At 46.6% G+C, this 24,964-nt stretch carries 20 protein-coding genes, 1 pseudogene and 2 riboswitches; of the genes and pseudogenes, 2 read left to right on the top strand and 19 right to left on the bottom strand.

Translation table 11 applies throughout. The annotated features are described in order from the left end of the window. Positions 1–6: 6 nt before the first annotated feature. The 10 genes from AC2TDN_RS01760 to AC2TDN_RS01715 all read right to left on the bottom strand — a co-directional run bounded on the left by AC2TDN_RS01760 (position 7) and on the right by AC2TDN_RS01715 (position 12,654). Positions 7–657: an urea amidolyase associated protein UAAP2 gene (locus AC2TDN_RS01760; protein WP_484686821.1), complete on the bottom strand. Its 651-nt coding sequence runs from the start codon at positions 655–657 to the stop codon at positions 7–9. A gap of 38 nt (positions 658–695) precedes the next feature. Beyond that, positions 696–1,415: an urea amidolyase associated protein UAAP1 gene (locus AC2TDN_RS01755; RefSeq protein WP_482065007.1), complete on the bottom strand. Its 720-nt coding sequence runs from the start codon at positions 1,413–1,415 to the stop codon at positions 696–698. A gap of 58 nt (positions 1,416–1,473) precedes the next feature. Then, a riboswitch (guanidine-I (ykkC/yxkD leader) is annotated at positions 1,474–1,633 on the bottom strand. 119 nt (positions 1,634–1,752) lie between these two features. Continuing rightward, positions 1,753–2,553, bottom strand: a complete 801-nt coding sequence (locus AC2TDN_RS01750) for an ABC transporter permease (RefSeq protein ID WP_482065008.1) — start codon at positions 2,551–2,553, stop codon at positions 1,753–1,755. A gap of 6 nt (positions 2,554–2,559) precedes the next feature. Next, positions 2,560–3,573, bottom strand: coding sequence for an ABC transporter substrate-binding protein (locus AC2TDN_RS01745; protein ID WP_482065009.1), 1,014 nt, complete (start codon positions 3,571–3,573; stop codon positions 2,560–2,562). Positions 3,574–3,649: 76 nt separating this feature from the next. Beyond that, positions 3,650–3,801, bottom strand: a riboswitch (guanidine-I (ykkC/yxkD leader). A gap of 822 nt (positions 3,802–4,623) precedes the next feature. Beyond that, entirely contained in the window at positions 4,624–6,408 is a 1,785-nt protein-coding gene (locus AC2TDN_RS01740; protein WP_484686820.1) for a sensor histidine kinase, read from the bottom strand. Further along, entirely contained in the window at positions 6,405–7,946 is a 1,542-nt protein-coding gene (locus AC2TDN_RS01735) for a response regulator (RefSeq protein WP_484686819.1), read from the bottom strand. Before AC2TDN_RS01735 ends, AC2TDN_RS01740 begins: the two co-directional genes overlap by 4 nt. Before the next feature lie 122 nt (positions 7,947–8,068). Beyond that, the gene (locus AC2TDN_RS01730) at positions 8,069–9,730 is read right to left on the bottom strand and encodes an extracellular solute-binding protein (protein ID WP_484686818.1); all 1,662 of its coding nucleotides are present in this window, start codon (positions 9,728–9,730) and stop codon (positions 8,069–8,071) included. A 77-nt stretch (positions 9,731–9,807) separates the two neighbouring features. Next, a complete protein-coding gene (locus AC2TDN_RS01725; RefSeq protein WP_482065013.1) occupies positions 9,808–10,704 on the bottom strand; it encodes a carbohydrate ABC transporter permease in 897 nt (298 codons plus the stop codon). Between the two features lie 32 nt (positions 10,705–10,736). Beyond that, complete coding sequence (locus AC2TDN_RS01720; protein WP_482065014.1) at positions 10,737–11,693, bottom strand: ABC transporter permease; 957 nt, start codon at positions 11,691–11,693, stop codon at positions 10,737–10,739. Between the two features lie 184 nt (positions 11,694–11,877). Continuing rightward, positions 11,878–12,654: a YheC/YheD family protein gene (locus tag AC2TDN_RS01715; RefSeq protein ID WP_484686817.1), complete on the bottom strand. Its 777-nt coding sequence runs from the start codon at positions 12,652–12,654 to the stop codon at positions 11,878–11,880. A 188-nt stretch (positions 12,655–12,842) separates the two neighbouring features. Here AC2TDN_RS01715 and AC2TDN_RS01710 point away from each other — a divergent pair, with 188 nt between their 5' ends. Further along, positions 12,843–14,147, top strand: a complete 1,305-nt coding sequence (locus AC2TDN_RS01710; RefSeq protein WP_484686816.1) for a glycosyltransferase family 39 protein — start codon at positions 12,843–12,845, stop codon at positions 14,145–14,147. Between the two features lie 228 nt (positions 14,148–14,375). Here AC2TDN_RS01710 and AC2TDN_RS01705 read toward each other — a convergent pair. From AC2TDN_RS01705 to AC2TDN_RS01680, 6 genes and pseudogenes are all read right to left on the bottom strand, one after another. Next, a pseudogene (locus AC2TDN_RS01705) lies at positions 14,376–14,498 on the bottom strand (carbohydrate ABC transporter permease); the annotation flags it as partial. Positions 14,499–14,606: 108 nt separating this feature from the next. Then, a complete protein-coding gene (locus AC2TDN_RS01700) occupies positions 14,607–14,846 on the bottom strand; it encodes a Spo0E family sporulation regulatory protein-aspartic acid phosphatase (RefSeq protein WP_484686815.1) in 240 nt (79 codons plus the stop codon). Positions 14,847–15,045: 199 nt separating this feature from the next. After that, a complete protein-coding gene (gene hflC, locus AC2TDN_RS01695; RefSeq protein ID WP_482065018.1) occupies positions 15,046–15,912 on the bottom strand; it encodes a protease modulator HflC in 867 nt (288 codons plus the stop codon). Beyond that, positions 15,909–16,976 carry an FtsH protease activity modulator HflK gene (hflK, locus tag AC2TDN_RS01690; RefSeq protein ID WP_484686814.1) on the bottom strand — a complete coding sequence of 356 codons (1,068 nt, stop codon included), beginning with the start codon at positions 16,974–16,976 and terminating at the stop codon, positions 15,909–15,911. Before hflK ends, hflC begins: the two co-directional genes overlap by 4 nt. A gap of 661 nt (positions 16,977–17,637) precedes the next feature. Continuing rightward, positions 17,638–18,564, bottom strand: coding sequence for an SPFH domain-containing protein (locus AC2TDN_RS01685; RefSeq protein ID WP_484686813.1), 927 nt, complete (start codon positions 18,562–18,564; stop codon positions 17,638–17,640). A gap of 6 nt (positions 18,565–18,570) precedes the next feature. After that, entirely contained in the window at positions 18,571–18,999 is a 429-nt protein-coding gene (locus AC2TDN_RS01680; RefSeq protein WP_482065021.1) for an NfeD family protein, read from the bottom strand. A 142-nt stretch (positions 19,000–19,141) separates the two neighbouring features. Between AC2TDN_RS01680 and uraA the strand changes: the two genes are divergently transcribed. After that, positions 19,142–20,443 carry a uracil permease gene (uraA, locus tag AC2TDN_RS01675; protein ID WP_484686812.1) on the top strand — a complete coding sequence of 434 codons (1,302 nt, stop codon included), beginning with the start codon at positions 19,142–19,144 and terminating at the stop codon, positions 20,441–20,443. Positions 20,444–20,779: 336 nt separating this feature from the next. Here uraA and AC2TDN_RS01670 read toward each other — a convergent pair whose 3' ends face one another. From AC2TDN_RS01670 to AC2TDN_RS01660, 3 genes are all read right to left on the bottom strand, one after another. Next, the gene (locus AC2TDN_RS01670) at positions 20,780–22,252 is read right to left on the bottom strand and encodes a leucyl aminopeptidase family protein (protein WP_484686811.1); all 1,473 of its coding nucleotides are present in this window, start codon (positions 22,250–22,252) and stop codon (positions 20,780–20,782) included. Positions 22,253–22,265: 13 nt separating this feature from the next. Next, complete coding sequence (locus AC2TDN_RS01665) at positions 22,266–23,174, bottom strand: carbohydrate ABC transporter permease (protein ID WP_484686810.1); 909 nt, start codon at positions 23,172–23,174, stop codon at positions 22,266–22,268. A gap of 80 nt (positions 23,175–23,254) precedes the next feature. Further along, positions 23,255–24,961: an extracellular solute-binding protein gene (locus AC2TDN_RS01660; protein WP_482065025.1), complete on the bottom strand. Its 1,707-nt coding sequence runs from the start codon at positions 24,959–24,961 to the stop codon at positions 23,255–23,257. Positions 24,962–24,964: the final 3 nt, after the last annotated feature.

Raw genomic sequence — 24,964 nt, 5'->3', positions numbered from 1 at the left:
AAGTCTCTATTGCTCCCAAATGAGCACCCGAACCGGAGTTGGTTTATAAGCATTGCACGGGTTGTTAAGCTGCGGACAATTGCTGAGCAGCACCGTTGTGCGGCAAAGCGATTCCAGCTCCACATAAGCGCCGGGCGAGGATACGCCATCCGCGAACTGAAGGCCGCCGTCAGCCGTAACCGGCACATTCATGAAGAAGTTTATGTTCGGAGCCAAATCCCGTTTCGTATAGTTTTCATTCCGCTTCGCCAGCTGCAGCATAAACGTATCGCGGCAGTTATGCATGTGCAGCTTGTCATGCGAGTATCGAACCGTGTTGCTTTGTGCCGAGCATGAGCCGCCGACCGTATCATGGCGACCGCATGTATCTGCAACGATCTTCAGCATTTCCTTGCCGGACTCTGACAGCAGCACCGTACCTGTCGTCAAATAGATATTGCCTTGACCAGCGATCGTCGCAACCGCGCTGTAATGATCCTCCGGTTGATCCGCATCGTAAAACAAGGTGTCGGCCGCTTGATTTCCGTCCAAATCGACGATTCTTAGCACTTGCCCCGGCTCCAAATCATACATCCAGCCATCGCCGGCGGCTATCACTTCATCGTATATGGCATCCTCTGCCTTACGCGGGCTTTCCACTCGATTAAAAACAGACATATGTCATTCCTCCTGATCTATGATGGGTATTGCTAAGCTTATAGACCTTGCAGCAAGTAATATTCTTGCGTATTTTCATAGGCGCGCCGGTTCTCCGGACGGTAGTTCAAGCAATAATCATCATCCGTTACAGCCTCAGCTTCCAGCACCTCGATTTGAACGGGCACCGACGGGTATTCACCGCTTGGATCAAGCGGGTTTGGCGTGTTCGACAGCACCAGCAGGACATCCATATCAGTTCTCAGCGTTACGGTCGCACCAGCCTCGCAATGCTCCGAGCTGAAATGCATAACGCCCTGCTCATCGCAGAACACCTTGGAGAACAGATTCACGACGGGAACCAGATCCCTTACTCCGAGTCCGTTTCTTACCAGCTCCACCGCAAAATTTTCTTGTCCGCTATGCAGCCATTCATTACGCAGCTCCTGGTAAGTGGTCTTGCCGTATTTGGCATCCGTCGCCGCGCGGCTCGTGTAGCCGCATATCGCATCATGCCAGCCAAGCTCGTCGTCCACGATGCTGGCAAGCGACCTGCCGTTATCGCTCATGAGTATATTTCCTTTAGTTAGATGTGAGGTATGCTGCGCTTTTAACGTGTCCGGCATGTTATAGCGTTCCGTCAAATCCTTTGCATTGTATAAAAGCAAGGATATATTCGCTCCCGCCTCGAGCGCGGTGAACCGTAGCAATCTCCCTCGACTAATCGTTCCTGACCATTTGCCGCCCGGTCGAATGGTTGTGCTCCAAATGCTGCTCATCCTTGTTTCCCCCTCAAAAAATGTTGGTCTTAAAAATTAAAGAAAGCCCGGGAGAGTAATCTCCCAGGCTTTTATCCTTCCGTGTACTATAGCGGGTTCCGTTATCCAATAACTGCCCTGCTATATGCCGTCTCTCGGACCAGACCTGCTACATGCCGACGATTCAGTTCAACTATTCATCGTCAGCCGTCTTCAGCGGAACCCTAGACAGCTCTTCGTCCTCAATGGCAATCACGAGAACCTATATGTTATTGTGATGTTTCCTAACGTTTAATCGAAGTATAATCGGGTTCAACTAATATTGTCAATATTGATGTTAGGTATTATCACACTAACCTTAAACCCAAGGGAACAGGCGACGATTTAGAAAAGCAAACACCCGATCGCTTACAAGACCGAGCAAGCCGATGACGATAATGCCGACAAAGATTTCATCGGTATTCAGAAACCGCTGCGCCTTCATAATCTGATAGCCTAGTCCGCTGCTTACAGCTACGAGCTCCGCTACAACAAGATAAGTCCAAGCCCAGCCTAGAATGAGACGAAGCGTATTCATCAGTTGAGGCTGGATAGCCGGTATGATAACGGTCTCGATTGCCTTCCATCTCGATGCTCCCAGCGTAAACGAAGCATGCAGCAGGTCATGCGATACGCGTCTAGTAATATCCGAGACCATCAGCACCAGCTGGAAGAAGCAGCCGATAAAAATTAACAGCACCTTAGCCCATTCTCCGATGCCGGCCCATACCATAATGAGCGGAATGAAGGCAACCGCCGGCATATAGCGGATAAATTCCATTGGCGGCTCTACGAATGCTTCGCCGTACTTAAACGTGCCGGCAAACACTCCGATTGGAATGGCAATCACGCAGGCAAGCAAGAATCCAGCTGTAACCCTGAATACGCTAATTCCAATATGCCCCCAATACTCCGGGCTGCCGAGATTCAATATGAGCTGAACGAGCACGGCATGCGGCTTCGGCAGGAAGATCGGACTAACCGTCTCGGTATAGCTGAGCAGCGACCAAATGCCAATCAGCAATACGAAGGAGATCCCCGCCGTTACGGCAAACGGCTTTGGGCCGATGTCTTTGAATATTTGAAATGTATACGGTTTACGTCGTAGTGGCGTCCCCATCGCTTATCACTTCCCTGCTTTATGATTTACAAACTGCGGATCCAGCAGCTCATCAACGCTATCGAGCTTGTCGACCATCTCAAGCTTAAAGAGAAAATCCGCTGTTTTCAGACCTGTGTAGCTAAGCGATGTATAATCGTCGCCCTTCTCAAACGCCTTGACGTTATCCTCTACTCCGAATAGCTTGATGCTGTCTAAGCCAAGCTTGAAATCTTCCGGTGTCGTTTCCGCCTTCTCAGCGAGCAGTTTAATCGCTTCTTCCTTGTTATCCTCATACCAAGCCAGTGCATCGAACCAGGCATCGACGATTTTTTGCACATCTTCCGGGCGATTCTTCACAACCGAATCACGGAACACAAGCAAGTCAGGAATGAGTCCCGGCGTATCCTTGGACGAATAAAGAACCTTGCCTTTGCCTTCCTTCACAGCAGTCGTTTGGAATGGCTCCCAAAGCACCGAAGCATCCGTGTTACCCGAAATAAAGGCAGGCCCCGCATCATTCACCGTCATGTTCACATATTTAATGTCCTTCTCGTCCATTCCGTTTTCGGCAAGCGCAGTAAGCAAAAGGAAGTGATCAACCGTACCAAGCTCCGTCGCAACTGTTTTGCCTTTTAAGTCTTTGATGGAATTTATGTCAGGTTTACTTACAATCGCATCTCCGCCAAAGGAGTTATCATTTACAAGGACAGCCTTTAGACCGATCCCCTTAGAAAGAGGAGCGAGTGAATCGCTTAACGTCTGGCTGTTCGCATCAACCTTGCCAGCTACGATCGCTTGAAGCGAGTCGCTGTATACCGGGAAAAACTCCAGCTTCACGTCAACATCGTGCTTCTCGAAAAAACCCTTCTCCTCTACCAAATACCACATATACCAACCCGGCCAAGGACTAAGCGCAATCGTAATCGGATTGTCCGTTGCCCCTCCCGACGTTTCCTTTGTTTTGCCGGAACAAGCAGCCATAAACACCATCGATACGATAAGCATAAGAACCAATGTTGCCTTCAATGATTTTTTCATTACGCCCCACTCCTGTCATCTTTTTACTAGCGCCTGCCTAAAAAGTCCTATAAAAAAACAAAAACCAGGGAGAATGATCTCCCAGGCTTTTATCCTTCCGTGTTATATAGATGATCGGCCGCTTCCCCGCTTCATCTATACGCCGTCTCTTGGACCAGTCTTAACCACTTGCCGAACGCATTCTTGCTGCGCCGAGTCGTCGTTAACGGAACCCTAGACTGCTAGCTGCTCTCATCAATAATGGTAAAGAGCCGATATTCATTTGTTATAAAACCTTACGTTTAACCGAATTATAGTGTGGATCGTACGGATATGTCAAGAACTATGTTAGGTTTTATTACATAAAGTTTAAAAGATACGAAAAAAGGGGCTGCCCCAAAAGTGCTCGCACGGAATAGAAACACCCAAATTCTGCTCGTTTACTTGTTCCTAACTACGAAGTTTTTTAACCAGTTAGTTGAGAGCCCTAAAGCCCTAAAGCTCCTGTCTTACTCTCCTAATCTTACTTTCCACAAGCTTTTTCGCTTATTCCATCGCTCATTGTTCTAACCCGTATGTTTGAAATAAAATGCTACCTCAAATCATTTCAGTTTTGTGGAATGAACAGGAAAAGCTCCATCTATTTTCCTAATAAGACACCAGTTCGTTCATGTAGCTGGAAAAACTCCAGTTAATCGGAGGACATACACCGAAATAGGGTCAAACCGAAAGCGAGATATTAACGGGAGAAAATCCATCTAAACCTGATTTTTGCCAAAAAACACTTGAAATAACGGGAGTTTTTCCCGTTATTGCTCACTCAAGAGGGCTCAGCCCCAAGAATGATTGTACCCGAGACTACAGAAGAACCAGGGATTCCGCCGATTCCAGCTTCGTGGCTTGCCACAGGTAAGCCTGGAGGCGGGGAGACTTTCGCTTGCCCACAATCTCATGAAGCCAAGCAACCATAGACCTAAATAGAAAAATAGCGGTACAGGAATATGTCCCCGTACCGCTATTTTTTCACTTCCAACATTCCATTCAAAGCGAGCTATCTTCCCAGCGAGCATACTACTTTTGGGAGAGCCCCTCTGATTGGCTAACGCTTGTTTTCGCCGGAATGGTTATGCATACTGACGTTCCCATTCCTCTTTTGCTGACAATCCTGACACCATACTCGGCGCCAAAATGAAGCCTAATTCGCCCATCAACATTGCGAATGCCATAACCAACGTTCAAGCTCTCAACAGGATCGGACAGCTGGCGCAGCATTTCGGGGTGAATGCCGACACCGTCATCAATGACTTGAAAGGTGATCAGCTCTCCCTCCAGCTTTCCAACGATCCGAATATTGATCCGCTCGCCATACCAAGCATGCTCCAGCGCATTTTCAATAAATGGCTGCAAAATAAGCTTCACGGTTGTGAACTTGAATACATCAGGATCAACATCAAAAAACACCTGCATGCCGTCAGCAAATTTTGTCTTCTGTATGTTAATATAAGCGCTGACCTGCTCCAGCTCATTTCTAATCGGGATGACCATTCTTCCTTCATTAAGCGACAGACGATAAAATTTCGCCAGATCGAGCACCATCCGCTGCAGCTTATCCACTTCGCCAAACTTAGCCAAGCGGCTGATCGAAGACAGTGTATTGTACAAGAAATGAGGATTAATTTGCGCTTGCAGCGATTCCAGCTCTGCTTCCTTTTTCTTTATGTTCGTCATATATACTTCTTGAATTAATTCGTCGATGTTCTGACCCATTTCATTTAGGGCAACGGATATGCGCGTAAATTCATCCTTCCCCTTGAAATTAATGCTTTTCTGGAAGTTCCCTTCTTGGAACGAATCCAGCACGCGAACGATCTTGGATACTTTACGCGAGTAGAAACGGGATATAAACAAGCCTGCGAAAGAAAACACGATATAACAAGCCAAACAAATAAATATCGTCCACACTCTAACCTCGTTCGTCGCCTTCTCCATTATATCTTTTGGTACTAGCGCTATGAGCTTCCAATTCAGCTGCGGTATCGAATTATCAATAACCCAATAATTAGCAATGTCCTCTTCATTCAGCGTCTCGCCCAGCTTAACGTCTGTATCGCCTGAGGAGAACATAATTTTGCTATTTTCATCAATCGCGAAGATTTTTGTACCCTTGCCGATTTTCTCAGAATCAACGCTTCCCAGCAAATCTGCAAGCCGAAGGCTAATTCGAATAAAGCCAATTTCCTCCAGCTTGGTTGGCTTATTCGTATCCACAAGACGTCTCAACAGTGATATATGTCCAAAAACCGAATCGCCCTCTATCTGCTTCCATTGCATGGTCACCCCATATTTTTCCTTCGGGTAATCCAAGTACCATGGCTTATCCTTGATCCTTGAAATGTGATACAAATCGTAAAGAGGCCCCTCAGAATTAAGCGGATCCGTTTTTTTATAGTCATGATAAATTTCGGGCAGCGTGTCATTATGCAAATAGACCTCAAGCCTCATTTTATTGTTTGCAGCCTCGATTGTCGTTAATATTCTTGGAATAAGCTGCTTCGTCGTAGCCTCATAGCTATCCCAGCCCTCTCCAAAGCGGCGTAAATAGGAAGCTAAATTGCTATCGAAATAAAGCATGCCCGAAATGCGCGACATATCCTCAAGCTTGTAATTGATATTATCCTTCATCTGCTCAAGCGTCCCGTGATTGATTTCGCGCGTTCGCTCTTGTATGGAGTTCGTAAAGATCAAATTGGCTGTGTATCCGACGAGAAGCACTGGAATAATGATAAACAAGCTATACGTAAGCATCAGCTTGATGCCAAACGGAATGTAGCGGTGCTCCTTCTTCTGAGTCGTCATGTTCGTCTGTACTCCAATGGCGTCATGCCGTATGTTTCTTTAAATTGTCTGCTGAAATAAGGCAAATGGCGATAGCCAACATGGTCGGCTATTTCATAAATTTTCATATTGGTCGTTTTAAGAAGCTCGCAGGATTTCTCCATTCGCAGCTGAATGAAATATTCGCTGAAGTTTTTCCCTGTTTCCTCTTTGAAAATCAATCCGAGATAGTTTGGCGATAATGAGAATTGCTCAGCCAAATCCCTCAGTGTAATGTTATCATGCGTCCGCTCTTTCATAAAATCGATCATTTGCTTAATGAGCTTCCAATTTTTCTTTTGCTTATTCATCTGAAGCGTCTCGGAAATTTCATAAACGCGGCGTCTAAGCCACACATGAATGTCGTGGATCGTTTCGAATTGCATAATAATATCATAATTATTCAGCTCCATACCGAGCAGCTGAAACACATTTTCATTCGTTCTTTGCAAATAATTATCGAGCTTCATGAGAATATAGAGGGCATAGTTCCGCATCGTGAATTTGGATTTTAAATTTTTGGCAACTTGAAACAGATCGTCCAGCTCATCATGAATGCTTACAAGCTCATATCCTGACATCGCTACGAACAACGCTTCAAGCTTAGAGTCGAGATGCTTCAAATCCTCCTTCTCAGCCGGTCTAACCTCGCCGTGGCCGATTACCTTTCCTTTGCCGTAGAACATTTTCATATCGAGCGCTTCCACAGCCTGACGATGCGAGAGGGTTAATTCGGATATGGAGCCGAACTGTTCTCCTACTCCTGCCGTTATGGTGAACGTATTTTGTGCATTTACAAGATTAACTATTTTCACTGGCAAAAACTCGCTGTCTGAATGCTCGATAAGAAGCGCGACCCGTGCTTTGCTTATTTTACATATTTGCCGGATACCGAGCTCCTTACAGATCGATACAACCTGCTTCATCTCGTCTGGTGCGTTCCGGCTCTCATCATGCTGTTTCCAAGACATATCATCAATTTCGATCACAACAGCATAACCAGGCCAATTGAACTGATTCATTTCATACTCTTTATTCAGTACCTCTATCGTCTTCTCATTGCTCGTACCTTCAAGAAGCTGCAATAAATATTCGTTTTTGACGATCGGCACCATTTGCCAATAGGCATCCTGTCGTACTCGCTCTTTGTCCAAATCGTCACGAACTTTAAGCAAGGAATCAATCAGCTCCTGATCATCCATCGGCTTCAGCACGTAATTGACCGCATTTAGCGACAATGCCTGCTTCACATAGCTGAAATCCTGATATCCGCTGACAAATATAATTTTAATATCTTTCGACATTTCCAGTGCGCGTCTCGCCAGTTCTAGCCCTGTCATATTCGGCATGCGGACGTCGGTTACAAGAATGTCTACCTTCTCAGAATCGAGCACCTTACAAGCATCGAAGCCGTTCATCACACCAGCCACGACCTCCATGCCTAATTCCTCCCATGGGATAAACGTGCGCATCCCTTCCAAGTCCAGCCTTTCATCGTCAGCAAGCAATACTTTATACATGATGTCCTCAGCTCCAATAAACACAATAAGTATATCTTACAAATAAATGACCCCATTTAAACGAAAAAACTCGGGTATACTAAGAATCTTAGTATACCCGGCGTTTTTTGAAAAGCTATAAGTTATTGCGCTTTAATTTTTGCTAGATTTGCTTGCCATTTTTCTGTTTTGAAAGCAAGCAGCTTATCGTAACCCGCTGCTTGAGCATCTTTTTCCGCTTGATCAAAGATCGCTAGCACTTCTTCATCGCTCTTAGCGAACAATGCTTTCGCACTTACTTCAAGGTATAGATCCTCGATACGTTGACGGATAATGCCTTCTTCCGAATCCGGTTGCGGATCAATGTTAATGAACTCTGTAATATTGGATTGCGTTTTCCAAGTGATCTCACGTTGGAAGCGAGTCGCCCAGTTTTGTTGTTCTACCGGCAATTTCTCTTCAAACTTCGCTTTAGTCGTATCTAGGAATACCGTGTTGCCAACCCAGTTCAGATCTGTTGTTTCTGCTTGAAGCTTAGCCATCTCGCCTGCTTCAGTCGTATATTTTTCTGTGAATTTCGGCGTGAATCCATCTGCTTCTACACCGTCCCAATAAAGTCCAGGAGGTCCCCACATCAATACGCTTTGTCCTTCAGGACCAGTCAGCCAGTCGTAGAAAGCGAATAGTGCTTCTGGGTTTTTAGCTTTTTTCGTAATAACAGTTACGTTCCAGCCTAGCATACCGTAGCTGCCAGGGAAAATTTTGTTTTTATCAAGACCTTCTTTGTGAATCGGCCAGATCATGAAGTAACCAGCTTCAGGATCGTTCTTCACAAGCTCAGCATGTGCTTGCATCGCAAGCTCAGTTGGGCTAGCCCCTGCATATACCGCTACGCGGCCTGTCATTACTTTTTCTGTAATTTGATCTTTCGTTTGCGTCATTGCATCCTGTGTAATCAATTTTTCACGGAATAGCTTAGAAGCATATTGGAAGCCCTCGCGGTATTCCGGATCAAGGAAGATTGAAGTCAGCTTATCACCGTTAGGCACTGCACGCATGCCTGGGAAGTTCTGGTCGTTTTCTTTGAAAGCTGTGTACAAGACATCAATACCTTGTCCGTCTTTCGCCAAATCCGGCTCGTAAGGAACGACGTTCGGATATTTCTCTTTTACAAGCTTCAAGTAGTTGTAAAGATCATCGGTTGTTTCCAGCTTTGGAGCTCCAAGCTCATTGTAGATCTTTTTGTTTACAACATAGCCGGCATTACCGTTTGGTTGGCTCGTATACCAGTTCGGGAACTGGTAAAGCTTGCCGTCCTCGGAACGAAGCATGTTAATGCCTTCCTCGCCCAGCCATTTTTTCAAGTTCGGGTATTTATCTAGGTAATCATCAAATGGTACGAGCAGGTCTGCTTTGCGCAATTGCTCCACATCGACGCGCTCCAGCCAGATTGCATCAGGAAGATCGCCTGTAGCGATCATCGTGTTCAGCTTCTGAGGAGCTGCACCACCGGAATGAATCGGTTTTACGTTTACTTTCTTATTATCTCTAATCCATGAGCTTGTAATTTCTCCGCCCCATGTTGGCATCGTGTACCAGTCATAGTGACCATATAGCGTAAAATCCAACTGCTCCTTGCCAAGCTCATATACAGCTTCCGTTTTGTTGCCGTTATTCGTTTCCGCCGCGTTGCTAGGCGCTGCACCATTGCCAGAATTGCCATCTTTTCCGCTGCAGCTTGCCAATAAAGAAACAGCCATAAAAGCAGAAACCATTGGAATGAGCAATTTTCTTTTTGTAATCATCTGTTTAAAATCCCCTTTCAAACTTTTTTTTATATGTTCAAAGCTTTCGCTTTAAACTACTTTTCATACGCTTGCTGCTACTCTTTCAACGATCCAACCAGAACGCCTTTTACGAAGTATTTTTGCACGAACGGGTACACCATAATGATTGGGATGGTAGCTACCATCATCGTCGCCATAGACAACGACTTGCTGGTAACCGATTTCATTTTCGCCATATGACCTTGTGCTGCTGAATCTAGGGAAGCCATTTGATCTGAAACGATGTTCGAATTCAATATTTGCTTAAGCATCGTTTGTATAGGAATAAGCTTCTCATTGGTAATGAAAATACTTGGACCGAACCAATCATTCCAATGGTAAACAGCGGTAAATAGCGACAGCGTTGCAATAACCGGTCCAGAGAGCGGAACAACAATTCGGAAAAAGATGCCCCAGTTGCCGCTTCCATCGATTTTCGCGGATTCCTCAAGACCAGCAGGCAAGCCTTGGAAGAAGGTTCTGAATATGATCATGTTCCATACGCTGACCAGCGTCGGGATGATGAAAACCCAGAACGTATTCATCAGTTGCAGCTCACGGATCAATAGAAAGTAAGGGATAAGTCCGCCGCTGAAATACATCGTAATAATGCATAGGATCATGTAAAACTTCCGGCCAATCAGCTCTTTCTTAGAGAGGCCATATGCGAAAACAGCTGTAAAGAGAATCGATGTAATCGTACCTACAACCGTCCGTAAGATAGAAATCAGGAAAGCGCCGATCATTCTTTCATCTTTCAAAACAATGCCGTAATTCTCAAGTGTCCAGACACGTGGCCAAAAGGTTACGCCACCCAGCGCCGTGTCTATGCCTTTGTTAAAGGAAATGACCAGCGCGTTCCAGAAAGGATAGAAGGTCATAAAAGCTAATAGTGTTAATAAAATGTAGAAGGTTACCGTCATCACGCGGTCTCCAAAGCTGAGCCTGATCACTGAATCATCCGCCTTTCCGGGCTAATTATAGTCTACCACAAGCTGCTGCCGGCTCTGCGTGCCATATAGTTCGCCATCGTCAGAAGTCCAACGCTGATAATAGCTTTGAATAGGCCTACCGCAGTTGCGTACGAGTACCTTGAGCTTTGAATACCGACTCGGTAAACGTACGTATCGATAACATCGGAGACGTCTCGGAGCACCGGGTTGACGGCAAGCAGGAGAATGTCCTCAAAGCCTGCATTCAACAGGTTCCCAATCGCCAGAATCATAAAGATAAGGACAACCGGCATGATGGAAGGCAAGGTGATCAAAAAGATTTGTTTGAATTTGCTCGCTCCGTCCATTGATGCTGCCTCGTACATGCTTGGGTCGATGCCGGCGATAGCCGCTAAGTATACGATGGAGCCAAATCCGATTTCCTTCCAAACGCCGGTCGAAACGAGAATCGACCAGAATAACTCTGGAAGCGATAAGAAATTTATCGGCTCTTTTATAAAATTCATTTCCTGAAGCAAAATATTAACGCTGCCATTATCCGTCGAGAGCATCGACATGATCAATCCCGCAACGATTACCCATGATAAAAAGTGAGGCAGATAGCTTACCGTTTGCACGATACGCTTAAACATCATGTTCTTCACTTCGTTAAGCATTAACGCTAATGCAATAGGTGCCGGAAATCCTATAAAGAACTTCAATAAGCTGATGATGATCGTATTTCGCATGACTTCAAAAAACTCCGGAGAGTTGAAAAACATGTCGAAATGCTTCAAACCGACCCATTCGCTTGCAAAAAAACCTTTGAAGATGCTGTAATCTTGGAAAGCCATCAATACGCCATACATTGGAATGTAGCTAAACACTATAGTGAGTAACAATGCAGGCAACACCATCATCTGGATGTCGATTTGCTTCAAGAATCGGATGAAAACGTTTTTAGTTTTTGGTTTAATTACTAGTTCGTCTTTAACTGAAAGCTGCGCCACTACTCAATCCCCCTTGCTCTTGTTGTTCTCCTTGTATTTTATCGTGATACCAAAAACACTAATAGCTATCTGAACAACTAAAAATGATACTTTTCAATCATAGAAGTAAGCGCAATCAATTAATCTGTTACAAAAAAGAGCAGCTATCAAGGCAATAGCCATGACCTGCTGCTCTTCTTTCTTCTTAAGCATCGCGTCTGCCGTAGCTGACCGCTAAACGTTTCATTTTGCGATAAGCAGCTGGGTCGAGCTGCTTAAGCGGATAAAATTGCGGATGATTAGAGTTCACCTCCAGCACCCATAGATGCTGCAGCTTATCGAAAGCAAAATCGACGCCTAGCTCATGCATGCCAGATCGTTTCTTGCTCAAGGTTTGCGCGATTTGCAGGGCAACATGGTTAAGCTTCGTTACGCGGCTTTCAATTTCCCCTGCTGACAGGCCTTGTTTTTTCCCCAGCTTTTTCATCGATAAAATAGTGCCGCCTTGATAATAGTTCGTTACGATTTTATTGCGTGCTCCGACTTTTACAATTAATCCCGTGCAAACCCAAGTGCCTCCTGGCTTCCGCTGCACCATCGCCCGAATATCGTATGGACAATCGTTTACGAGATCCAATGATATCCCTTTTTGAATAATCAGCCTAGCCGTTCCCTGCTTCTTCATCCGATCATAGACTTCGGAAATAGACTTGTAGAGACTGCGTACTTGTTTCTTTTTCACAATTTCATACAGCTCATATCCCGAATCGTTCCGTTTGACCTTAAAGATGCCGATCCCATGAGAGCCTATGTTGGGCTTAACATAAGCCATACCATAGCGGTTAATCATCATCTCCAGATGCTCAAGGCTAAACGAAACGGTTTGCGGCACGTAACTTTCCAGCTTTGGATTTGCCGATAAGTATTCACATACTCGCAGTTTTCCTTGTATATTACGGCTGGCATAATTTTTTTTGTACACTAGTGTTCACCTCCATTTACTATATGTGAGGAAGATCTATAGCAATTGTACGAATGCTTATAGATAGAAAATATAGTAAATCGAAGGAATGAACACTTCAGCTGGAACATTTTACATCTTTTATTCGTTATAATGTAGTTAATATATTCGTTATAATGGTTTTAATACAATTGAAAGGTGTGTAGTAATTGTTTAATTTAAGTCAAGTATCAAAGCCTATCCGAACTAGTCTGCTCGTAACTATTCTGCTCGTATTCGCAATCAGCACGGCATCCGTTCTTATTTATGGTGATCATTTTTTGCTCGGCACCTATGAAAAATTAAATAATGATGACGTGAAGTACGTAAACAGCGCCAAAATTTTGTTGAATAAGCATACGCTTGCTTATAATAGCGGCGAGTCGCCGTCCTCCTTCATTATGCCTGGGATGCCCTTTGTTTTGTCTGGTTTAATGTTGATTTTCGGACAAGGTGAAGCAGCTGTGATCGCATTTCGAATTTTGCAGGCAGCGCTGCAGGCTTTCTCTGTTTATCTTATTTTTGTCATTGCGAATCAGCTGTTTAACAGCAGAGCCGCTCTTATTGCCAGTATCGCAACCGCGCTATATTTGCCAGATTATTTCTCTTCTGGTGTTATTTTGTCCGAGACGATATTCCGAACGATATTTATGCTGTTAATCTGCTTCAGCCTGCTTGCTTTAAAGAGCAATAAAACGAAGCATTACATCATCGTCGCGGTTCTCGTCATATTAGGCTGTTACTTTAAGCCGCATACCGGACTTTTTCCAGTCGTATTATTTCTATTATGGCTGTTCAATAAAGTTTCCTGGAAGACGATCGTTAAGCATACGGTTGTCATATCCATAACGATGGTGCTGCTGCTCTGTCCTTGGTGGATACGCAACTACATTACGTTTGATGAGTTTATTCCGTTCACCAAGTCAGCTGGAAATCCTATGCTTTTAGGAGCTTTAATTAATAATGCAGCTCCCGCGCAGCCGTTCTTCGACGCTCACCCGGAATATCCAGGACGCGATAGGGCCAGCTTGTTTCTAGGCTCAGATGATGCTATGGCAGAAACAGCGAAAAAAATTATGCGCTACGGCTTTACGAACCAGCCAATGGATTATTTGAAATGGTATACGACCGATAAAATAAAAGGGCTGTATCTCGGACCTTACTATTGGAGAACGGTGTTCGACATCCCAATTGCGTACGTCTATCCAATGCATACGCTTATGACGCTAATCGGTACCGCAGGCTTGGTGCTCATGCTAGTCAATGCCATTAGGAAGCGCAATATACCCTATTTGCTTTTGCTGCTGACGCTGGCTTATTTCACCGTTATTTATATACCTTTCGTCGCCTTCTCCCGATACGGTTATCCGAATCTATTTCTAATCTTCATAGCAGGGGCATATTTTATCGATCGGATGATTAGTATTCGGGTTAATAAGCGCTTGGCTGCAAGGCCTGATGCATTGAACCATTAAAGGATTACTGCCAGACCTTCAAGGGCGTTTACTGCCAGACCTTCAAAGGCGTTCCGCACCCTCCCAAACCCTCCCAGTCAGGGAGGGCCCCGAGGCGCTGCGCCCTCTGGACACCCGCACGGAGTAAAGTTGATGAAGAATGCGCTTTCGTCAGGTGGTGCTTGCTGATAGCGCTTCTGTAGATCGTACTATCGACACTGATGAGCTGGAACTAGCTTAATTCAGCGATTACTCCTTTACCAAGCCCATAATCAAGCCTTTCACAAAAAACGTTTGGAGAAACAGGTAGACGATTAGGATCGGGAGTGCGCCGATGAAGATTTGGACTGATTCTTCTGTTCTTTGCGAGATGAATGGCAGCTCTTATGCCCGTAACCCATGAGCAATTGGCAGTCATACTGGATCGACTCGGATTATTGAATAAATAAAAGCTTTTGATCTTAATTGGTCGAGGGCTTTTTAAACAGCGATTATTTTGACATCATCATTATTTTTGCACAAAGTATCCTTCTTGACTTGTCTCCATCGTTCAGTGTTGCACAATTCATAATTTGGACATTTCCTATATTCGACAAGCGCATCATCTAGGGCTTGGCTTGCAGTAAGAACAGATGCATCTATGAAAGAGTGGACATTATCATAAGCTTCAGTCATTTCTTTTCTTAATTTTTCAATGTTTTCTCTACATGTGCATGTCATTTTACTTCTACCCTTCCAAACACACTATTTGGTAGAAGTAGTTTACATCATGTGTGTCAATATTACAATAAGTGGAATAGAAATTAGGATCACCTGACTATCTCATTAATACCGAGTTAATTATTCGCAAATCATGCGGCAGCCTGTGAGCATACCAAAAAACGTGTTCTATTCAACTAACGAATAGAACACGTTTTTTTTATTGGCCTAACAATATTTTCGCATAAGGCGAATCAATCGGAATCATGATGACCGGTTCATTTTGCAAAGTGGTCGAGTAGCTTTCCAGCGTCCGGTAGAAATTGTAGAACTGCGGATCACTGCCATAGGCTTTGTTATAAATAACGGCTGCTTCACGTTCGCCTTCAGCGACGATTTTTTTGGCATCGGCTTGAGCCTGTGCAAGCAGCTCCGTCGCGGTGCGATCCGCCTTGGAAGTAATTTTGCGCGACTCCTCGTCTCCCTCTGACAAATAGCGGGCCGCAATCGATTGGCGATCCGAAATCATCCGGTTGTATACGCTTTGCTTATTTTCCTCCGGTAAATCAGTGCGCTTGATGCGGACATCAATAACTTCGATTCCGTAATTATCCCTTGTCAAAGCGGAAACAACATCCTTCGTAATCTCGTCGTTGATGTTGCCGCGCGCTGTATTCTCGCTGATGATATTATCGTAATTAACCTCCGACAGCTTGCGTCGAACGGAGTTGTATACCGCCTCATCAATCCGCTGAATACCGCCGCTTACCGACTGCACCGTTCTTAGGAACTGCGATGCGTTGGTGATGCGCCATACCGTGTAGTTATCCACTACGATCGGCTTCTGATCCTTCGTCAAAATCGTAGTCGGGCTGCTCTCATAAGTCATTTGGTACTTAGGCAGCGTCGATACGTTCTCAATGAACGGAATTTTGAACTTAAGGCCTGGCTCAGGCACAGCTCTCATCGCTTCTCCGAACCGAAGCACAACCTTGTATTCGCCTTCCTTCACGATATACATCGAGCCTGAGCCCAAAATAACAACCACAAGCACGATAATTAGCGTTAACCATTGGTTTCGTTTCATTGTGCGCCACCTCCTTGCGGAGCTTCTGTGGCTGGCGGAGTTGTTGCAGGCGGAGTCGCCGTGCTGCCTGATCCGCTGCGCAGCAGCTCATTTAGCGGCAAGTAATTTACCGTATCGCTGTTGGAATTCGTAATGAATATTTTAGCATTCGGCAAAATTTTCTCTAGCGTCTCCAGCACGAGCCTGCTTTGGGTAACATTCGGATTTTTTTTGTACTCTCCGAATATTGCATTAAACTTGGCAACGTCACCCTCCGCGTTCAAGATCCGCGATTTCTTCTGGCCTTCCGCATTCTCAAGCAGCGCCTGCGCCTCTCCGCGCGCCTTCGGTATGCGGTCATTCTCATACTTCGCGGCATTATTGATTTTCGTATTTTTCTCCTCGCGCGCGTTCGTCACTTCGCGGAAGGCTTCGGCTACCTGACCGCTAGGCGGCTCAATATCCTGGAACTTGATATCAATGATCTGAATGCCAGTCTTGTACTTGGCCTGCAGCTCGATCAGCTTCACCCTTACCTTGTCCTGGATGACCGTCTTACCGTCCGTGATCGCATAATCAAGCTTCTCCGAGCCAATGACGGAGCGGATTGAAGAGCTTGCCGCATTGCGTAAAAACTGCTCAGCGTCCGAGATGTTATATAAATAATCGTGAATATTGCTTATCTTCCACTGCACAACCGCGTCTGCCGATACGATATTTTCATCACCCGTAATCATCATCGCTTCCTCATCGACGGGAATCGCCTCGCTGCCTTCCTGACGATAGCCGATATGAATCCGCTGTGTCAGCTCTGCCGGAACGGTAATAACCTGCTGAATCGGATAAGGCCATTTGAAGTGCAGTCCTGCCGAGGTTTCCCCCGAATATTTGCCAAACGTTAGAATGGCTGCCCTTTCTTGCTCTTGCACCGTATAGAAGGATGACGTTCCTACAAGGATGACAACTACTGCCGCAACGATCCCTATGATGATTTTCTTCACCGTGGCCGGTCTTAATTCCGGCGGCCTGCGACCGCTCATACCAAGATTCTGTTCTTGATTTTGATTCTGATCCGTAAAGCTCAATGACATCTCTCCCCTTTCAAGCGACTGTTATATTTTTCAAAATAATGACTTAGGGGATAATACGAGAAAGTCAGGCAAAGGTCACGGATATTTGGCAAATTTTCTTATTTTACTTTAATAACAACCTATTCCCTTCGATTATCTGCGAATTAAGCCGTCTTTATCGCGATTATGCTTGTTTGTAAAGCAGAAGCTTAAACTCAGCCGGCGCCAGCTCAATACGATGCTCAGCATCCTCAGGCATTAAGCGCCATTCCTGACCACTCCATAAATCCAAAGCAACTATCCCCTTAGAGGAATCTATGCCCATTCTTGAAAATGATGCGAGCTTGACGCTCCGTCACTTGGATGCCTTTGCCATGACCGTCTTTTACCCCGCGTATTCCAATCCGCTGTTTTCGGAAGGTCGCAGCGGCCGCTAGCCCCGTCGTTCACACGAACAGTAAACGATCTCGGATCGCCAGAAATATAATGTAGTTTAAAGCTGATTAAATGGTAGAACTAGCCAAGAATGTTACGATTCGTACTCCAAACCAACTGACTTTCACTTCTCGGCGCCAATCGTCCCGGGCACCTTGGAACGAAATAAAAATGCCCCAAAAGCAGCCGAAGCCGCTCATGGGACATTTTATATAGAAATCCGTACTAACTCTAGCTGCCGCTATTTGCTTGCTTTCAGCATTTCTCCAATAGCTCCGATACTGCCAAGCGTATCGATTGCCCTAGTTGGAATGAACACTTTATTTGCCGCACCCTGGGCTATATCGGTAAGAGCCTCAAGTGAGCGGTACGTCAGCACGTTCTCGTCGAGGCCGGCGGAGCGGATGAGCTCGATCCGGTTTTTCTCCGCCTCGGCTATCGCTTGGATTGCCTTCGCCTCCCCTAGCGCCTCAAGCTCCTGGGCGTGTCGTTGCCCTTCCGCTTGACGAATACGCGCTTCCTTATCGCCCTCCGCCTTTAATATTTTGCTTTGCTTATCGCCCTCGGCGCGCAAAATCATATCCTGCTTCGCCGCTTCCGCATCGAGCACCATCGCACGCTTGCTTCGCTCCGCTTTCATTTGCTTATCCATCGCATCCTGAATATCAACCGGAGGCTGAATGTCGATCACTTCGACCCGCTCGATGCGTACGCCCCACTTCTCAGTCGCTTCATCAAGCGCGATCCGAATATCCGACGATATTTTCTCGCGTCCGGACAGCGTCTCGTCCAGCTCCATTTTGCCGATAATTTGCCGCATCGTGGCCGTACTAATATTGCGCACGCCGTATACGTAATCGGATATGCCATAGGTTGCCTGCTCCGGACCGGTCACCTGATAAAAAATGATCGTATCGATTTTCACCTGAACGTTATCCTTCGTAATGACCGTCTGCGGCGGCACGTTCGCTTGCTGAATCCGCAAATCATGGTACGTCCGAACATGATCGATAATCGGAATAAGTATATTGACGCCAGGCGTCAGCAGCCTGTTGAACTTCCCGAGACGCTCAACAACGCCTATCCGTTGCTGCGGTACGATTTTGATTGATAAAGCGACGAATACGACGACGATTGCAAGCAAAATGATCGCTACGATTAGACCCATTAATCATTAGCCTCCCCATTTCTCAACTTGGAGCACTGCGCTTCCGCGACTGACGACTTTAACAGACTCTCCTTTTAACAACGGCTCGTTGGACACCGCGCTCCACGTTTCATTTCCTACTTTGACGATGCCGGGCGCTTCTCCCGTTACCTCCTCAAGCACGATTCCTTGCTTGCCAACAAGCTCGTCCACGGCATCCTTAAAGCCCCGCGAGGAATGAAAGCGCTTAGTAATCGGTCCCGTAAAGATCGTCAATATGAGTGCAGCGATGCAGAGAGCTACCAGTTCAAGCACAAGAGACCCTGGCCAAAACCAATCAATAACAGCAGCAACAAAGGCGCCGATGCCGAGCCACAGCAAATAAAACGTAAGCGTTAGCATCTCCACGACTACCAATATGCCAGCGAGAATGAGCCAGATCGCCCACAATTCCATCCTGTGTCACCTCCTCCTTATCATTAATGTATTCGTTTATGTCTAACCTATGATAAGAAAACACTTGCCAAACCATTGCTGAACTATGTAGAATCGACAAAGGTCAAAAATAGACAACCTATCCTTGAAGGAGCTTATTCTCATGAAAAACGCAATTGGGGTTCACGAAAGGCCTCCTGGTCTGCAAAGCTTTCTGCTGAGCTTGCAGCATCTATTTGCTATGTTTGGCTCCACCGTGCTCGTACCGAATATACTCGGCGTTGATCCGGCAATCTGTTTGCTCATGAACGGGATCGGAACGCTGCTGTATCTCTGGATTTGCAACAACAAAATTCCAGCTTATCTCGGCTCAAGCTTTGCTTTTCTCGCGCCAGCAGGCGCCGTTATCGGTGATCACGCATCTGGCGGCAGCTATGAGGCTGCTCTTGGCGGATTTATTATATCGGGCGTCATCTTTACGGTCGTCGCACTTATCATTCAAGCAGCCGGTACCGGCTGGATCAATGTTGTATTTCCACCTGCAGCAATGGGTGCAATCGTCGCGATTATCGGTTTAGAGCTTATCCCGGTCGCGGCACGGATGGCTGGCTGGATTAGACCTGCAGATGTTTCATCTACTGCAGTATGGTCGCCAGATCCAAAAATTGTAGCCCTCTCGACCATCACCCTTGCTGTAACGGTGCTCGGCTCGGTGCTATTCCGTGGCTTCATGCGGATTATCCCGATTCTGATCGGTATCGTAACCGGTTATGTACTTGCCTATTTCATGGGCTTTGCCGACTTCAGCAACGTGGCAGAGAGCGGTGTTGTTCAGCTTCCGCATTTCACCACCCCCGTCTTTCAGTGGTCGGCGATCATCGCTATTGGGCCTGCGGCGCTTGTCGTCATCGCTGAGCATATCGGGCACTTGGTCGTCACCGGCAACATCGTAGACAAAGACCTATCGAAGGATCCCGGCCTTCACCGGTCCATGCTGGGCAACGGGATTTCTACCATCCTATCCGGATTTGTAGGCTCCACGCCTAACACGACCTATGGAGAAAATATCGGAGTGCTTGCGATCACGAAGGTCTACTCGACTTTTGTTATTGGAGGCGCGGCGGTTATTGCGATCGTGCTTTCATTTTCCGGGAAATTTTCGGCGCTCATTTCCGCTATTCCAGGACCGGTTATGGGCGGCGTTTCCTTGCTGCTGTTCGGCGTAATCGCGGCTTCCGGCCTTCGGATGCTCGTTGAATCCAAGGTGGATTACAGCAAGCCTACCAATCTGTTCTTAACGACAGTCGTGCTTGTTACTGGCCTTAGCGGCGTGAATCTTACTATCGGCGATTTCTCCCTTTCGGGGATGGCGCTCGCTACCGTAGTTGCGATTGTGCTTAGCCTGCTATTCAAAGTGTTTGACGTGCTAAAGCTATCCAACGACCATGAAGCTTCGGGTCATTAAATAGAGTAGAGGCTGTCTCATATGCGGCTAACTAGCTTGGAATATGCCCCATTTATAGATATGCACTCATTCGGTCTAAACAACCGAATAGTATTGCTACTTATAGCCTTTAGACGTTTCAGGTACGGCCCATTCGTTGCTGTAAGCGCATATGTGCTCCTATGCATTTTTTTCCGTACCACATAAGCAGAATCTATAGCGCTGTCACAACAATCAACCTGCCCAAAAAAGCCTCCAAGCCCACTTGTATAGTGGATTTGGAGGCTTTTTTGCACTTTATCCGGAACTCTCTCATTTAATGCAGCACAGGGAATGGTATGATCTCATTTTACATCTTTAGACGCCGCTCGCAATCCATTCGGCGAGCAGTCTCGTCCCATAGCCAGTTGCGCCGACAACTAGATGACCCTTGCTGTCGGACGATTCCTTCAACGCGTTCATATCGATGTGCGCCCACTTATACGAAGAGCTTGTGAACTTGCGCAGAAACAGAGCTGACGTAATAGCTCCGGCTTCGCCTACGCGGCTGATATTGCAAATGTCGGCATAATCGCTTCTCAAATAAGCTTCATACTCATCGACGAGAGGGAGCTGCCATAATTTTTCCCCAACACTCTCGCCTACGGTCCGAATCGATTGCACGAGCATGTCGTCTCCCCATATTCCAGCCAATAGCGAGCCGAGCGCACCTCCGCATGAATACGTCAACGTTGCCATATCGACGACCCGCTGAGCGCCGATTTGACCCGCGTACACTAGAGCGTCCGCCAGCACCAGCCGACCTTCCGAATCGGTATTGCCAACCTGCACCGTCGTACCATTCGCATACCTTAGCACCTCCCCAGGCAGCAAAGCATTGGCGTCAGGGACGTTCTCCGCTGCAGCGACCAATACAGCGATATTCGCCGGGATGCCGCGACCAGAGACAATGCTCAAGGCACCAATTACAGCAGCGGCACCCGCCATGTCCATGCGCATATCGCTAATATCATTGTCGCGCTTCAGGCTGATGCCGCCTGTGTCGAACGTAATGCCTTTGCCGATTAGAACGGTGAGAGGCATAGCAGGGTCGGTGCAATACCTTAAGTCCATGAATACGGGCGGATTTACGCTCCCGCGGCCGACTGCCGGCAGACCCGCCATACCAAGACGCTCCAGCTCTTCTCCCGTCTTAATAGCAATACTTACCGCTTCGCCCTCAAAATGCTCCTGAACACGTTCGGCAAACTTTAGTGGAGTAAGCGCATTCGAAGGCTCGTTAGTCAGATCGCGGGCCAGCATCGTGCCTTGCGCCCGAATTTCACCGAGGCGAACCGCTTCCGCCAGACTCTCTTTACCCTCCGCCTCGAAAAGGATGGATGTAATGCTGCGATGCGTTTTTTTCGTACGGTAACGATCGAAAGCATATGTCCCAAGCAGCCAGCCTTCTACCCATGCTGATATGAATGTTGCTTCTTCGACATCATTGCCCGCCCGAACGCCCAGCCCCTCAAAGGAAATAACCGCCGACTGCAGCCCTTCCCGCTCCGCCGCTCGACCAGCAGCTCCTGCAGCTTCCGTTAAATGAAAAGCTGTAGCGTGACCGCCATCGCCCATACCGACGAACAAATAATGCGGCTGCTCTCCGCGTCCGTAGAACCATGTAAATTGTCCACGCTCGCCCATCCGCTGCCGCGGTTCATGCTTTTCAAGAAACGAATTCAGCAGCACGCCGCTTTGCGAATTCTCAAAGCTGTCTTTATAGATAGGAAAAATAATGGCCTGACCCGCTCCGCCTATTCGCAGTTTAAAGGTTGGCATCGTATTCATATTAATTCCCTCCTTATTCTTTCAAAGATCCGATCATAACGCCTTTTGCAAAAAACTTCTGGATAAAGGGATAGACCATTATAATAGGCGTCACCACGATGACGATTGTCGCCATTTTGAGCGAATTTCCGGTTACATGCATTCTATCGAGCATCTCAAGGTTCGCGCCGCTTGCCATGTTATTAAGCAGCCGCCGCAGCGATTCCTGACGGGTCAGCATTTCCTGGAGCAGCGTAGACAGTGGTCTCAAATCTCCATTCCGAACAAAAAATGCGCCCGTAAACCAATCATTCCAATGGCCTACAGCATTAAACAAGCTAATTACGGCGATCACCGGACGGCTAAGAGGCAATATAATACGCCAAAAAATCGAAAAATCATTGTAACCGTCGATACGAGCGGCTTCTTCGAGACTTCCGCTGATCTGTTGGAAAAATGTCCGCATGATGAGAATATTCCACACGCTGTACAGCGACGGAATAATATAAACCCAGATGGAGTTCGTCAAATGTAGATCTTTTAATAAAATATAATAAGGAATCAAGCCGCCATTGAACAGCATTGTGAAAAAAATCGCCATCGTGAACAGCTGGACTCCAGGCATTGTCCTGCTCTTCAAGGCATAAGCTGCCATCGCGGTTAGGATAACGCTGGATACCGTGCCTATTACGGTGCGGAATAAAGAAATGAAGAAAGCCTGCATCACATTACCGGAAGAGAACAGCTCTTCAAAGTTCTCAAGCGACCATGCGCGCGGCCAGAAGTAAATGCCGCCGCTCTCCGCGTCCTTGCCCTCGTTGAAAGCTAATGCGATTACATTCAGAAACGGAAGAATGATGGATAAACATAACAGAATGAGAAGCAAGGCATTGATGATTCGGAAAGCCTTTTCTCCAGGAGATAATTTATACGCTTCGTTCAAAGCTGTTCATCCTCTCTAGCCGCATCAAGGAAGGAGAGGCGCCCTCATCCATCTCAGGATGAAGACGCCTGTTTCAAGCCCTATTGCATGATGAGCTTTGTTTTTATATCTTTGTCCTTTTGTTCAAGAAGCTCCAAATATTCGTCCAATCCAGCGGATTTTAGCTGCTCAGAAGCTGAATCAACTATCTTCTTTGCTTCATCAAGAGATTTTGTGTAATAAGCCCTTATCATGCTGTCCTTGTAATTGTCCAGAGCCGCCTTGAGCTGCTCACCCTTCGGATAATCGGATAGAAATGACAATGGCCTGTATCCATCTTCAAGGCGAGCGTTGCTGCGCTTCTCATCCCAATTCCAATATTCCGCGATTTTCTCCGGTCCGGCATTCAGATCCGGATTAACGGCATCGCCGTAGAACATTTCACCGAAATCACCCAAAGGTTCCTTGTCAGTCGCGCCAAGCGCCTCGCCCCATGTGTTGCCCGCGACTGCAAAGCCTAGCTTTAACGCTGAGTCCGGATCATTCTTTTTGAGATCGAGCACTTCTTGCTTCACAATCGGATTGCCATTCTCATCAAGCGTATAATCTCTTCGTTCGAGTCCGTATTGCCACAATAGCTTTCCTTCGCGGCTTGCGAGAAAATCAGCGAATTTAACAACTTCCTCTGGACGCTCCGTTGTTGCCGGAATCGACCATGCGCCATAGGCTGTCTTGTAAGGCACTGACATTTGGTAAGGGGCATCCGCTCTATTCAGAGGCCCAATCGGCAAATAATGCCCGTCATTGTTAAAATCAATGTAGTTGTGCATGCCGATAATCGCGAATGAGCCATTCAAAGCGCCCTCTGTTGCCCGTGTCTCTTCCATTGTGAAAAACTCAGGGTCCATCAGTTTTTCATCCAAAAGCTTCTGCATGAATGCAACCCGCTTCATTGGAAATTCCGTTTGGCTCTCATGTACGATTTTGCCTTCCGCATTGCGCTTGATGAGCTGATCGCTTTCGCCCCATACTAGATCAGAATATAGCAAGCTATCTTCTCTGCCACCGTAGTAGTCAGGTCCAATTGGGTAAATATCCTTGCCGTTATTATCCTTAAAGCCGCCAGCCTTGATTTTCTTCGCCAGCTCGTATAACTGCTCCGCAGTATGAATTTCTCTTGGATCGATTTTCAGCGCGTCTGCGATATCCTTGCGAATATATGGACCAGAAACATATTTACGGGAATTGTAGCCTGGTTGGCGCCAAATATTCATATGGGCCAGGTAGGACGAGCCGTTGAATTCAGGCCGGAACATCGACCCGAATTGCGTGTCCTTCGGAAGGTAGCCTTCCTCCAAATATTTGCTGTATACTTTCGTCCCTTTAAACAGAGGGGTCAAATCTGCAAACATGCCTTCGCTAGCTGCTTTAAGAATAACCGCCATCTCTGGACGTCCGCTGTTATCCAAATAATAAGCGATGAAATCGGGCAAATCCCCAGATGCGATGCCGGCTGCGAGCAATTCGGTCGAATCGCCGCCTTGTACCGCCTCCATCTCAAGCGTAATTCCTGTCTTTTCCTTGAGCTTGGCAGCAATTTCAGGGTTCATTTCTGTGTTGATGTCGCTGTCCATAAAAACAAGTCCTTTAATCGTACGATCGGCAATCCAAGTAACCGGCTTTGCTGCTGCCGAATTGTCCTGCGAGTTCTCCGTGTTTGGTTTCTCATTGCCCGCATTTCCCGTACAGCCTGCCAGCAGCAAACCAGCGACAATCGGTGTAATGAGCAGCATGCTCCATCTTTTCATGTA

It is taken from the genome of Paenibacillus sp. Y660 (genome assembly GCF_057221575.1).
The sequence above is the reverse complement of the archived record's forward strand: the minus strand, read 5'-3'. Positions and strand labels throughout refer to the sequence as shown.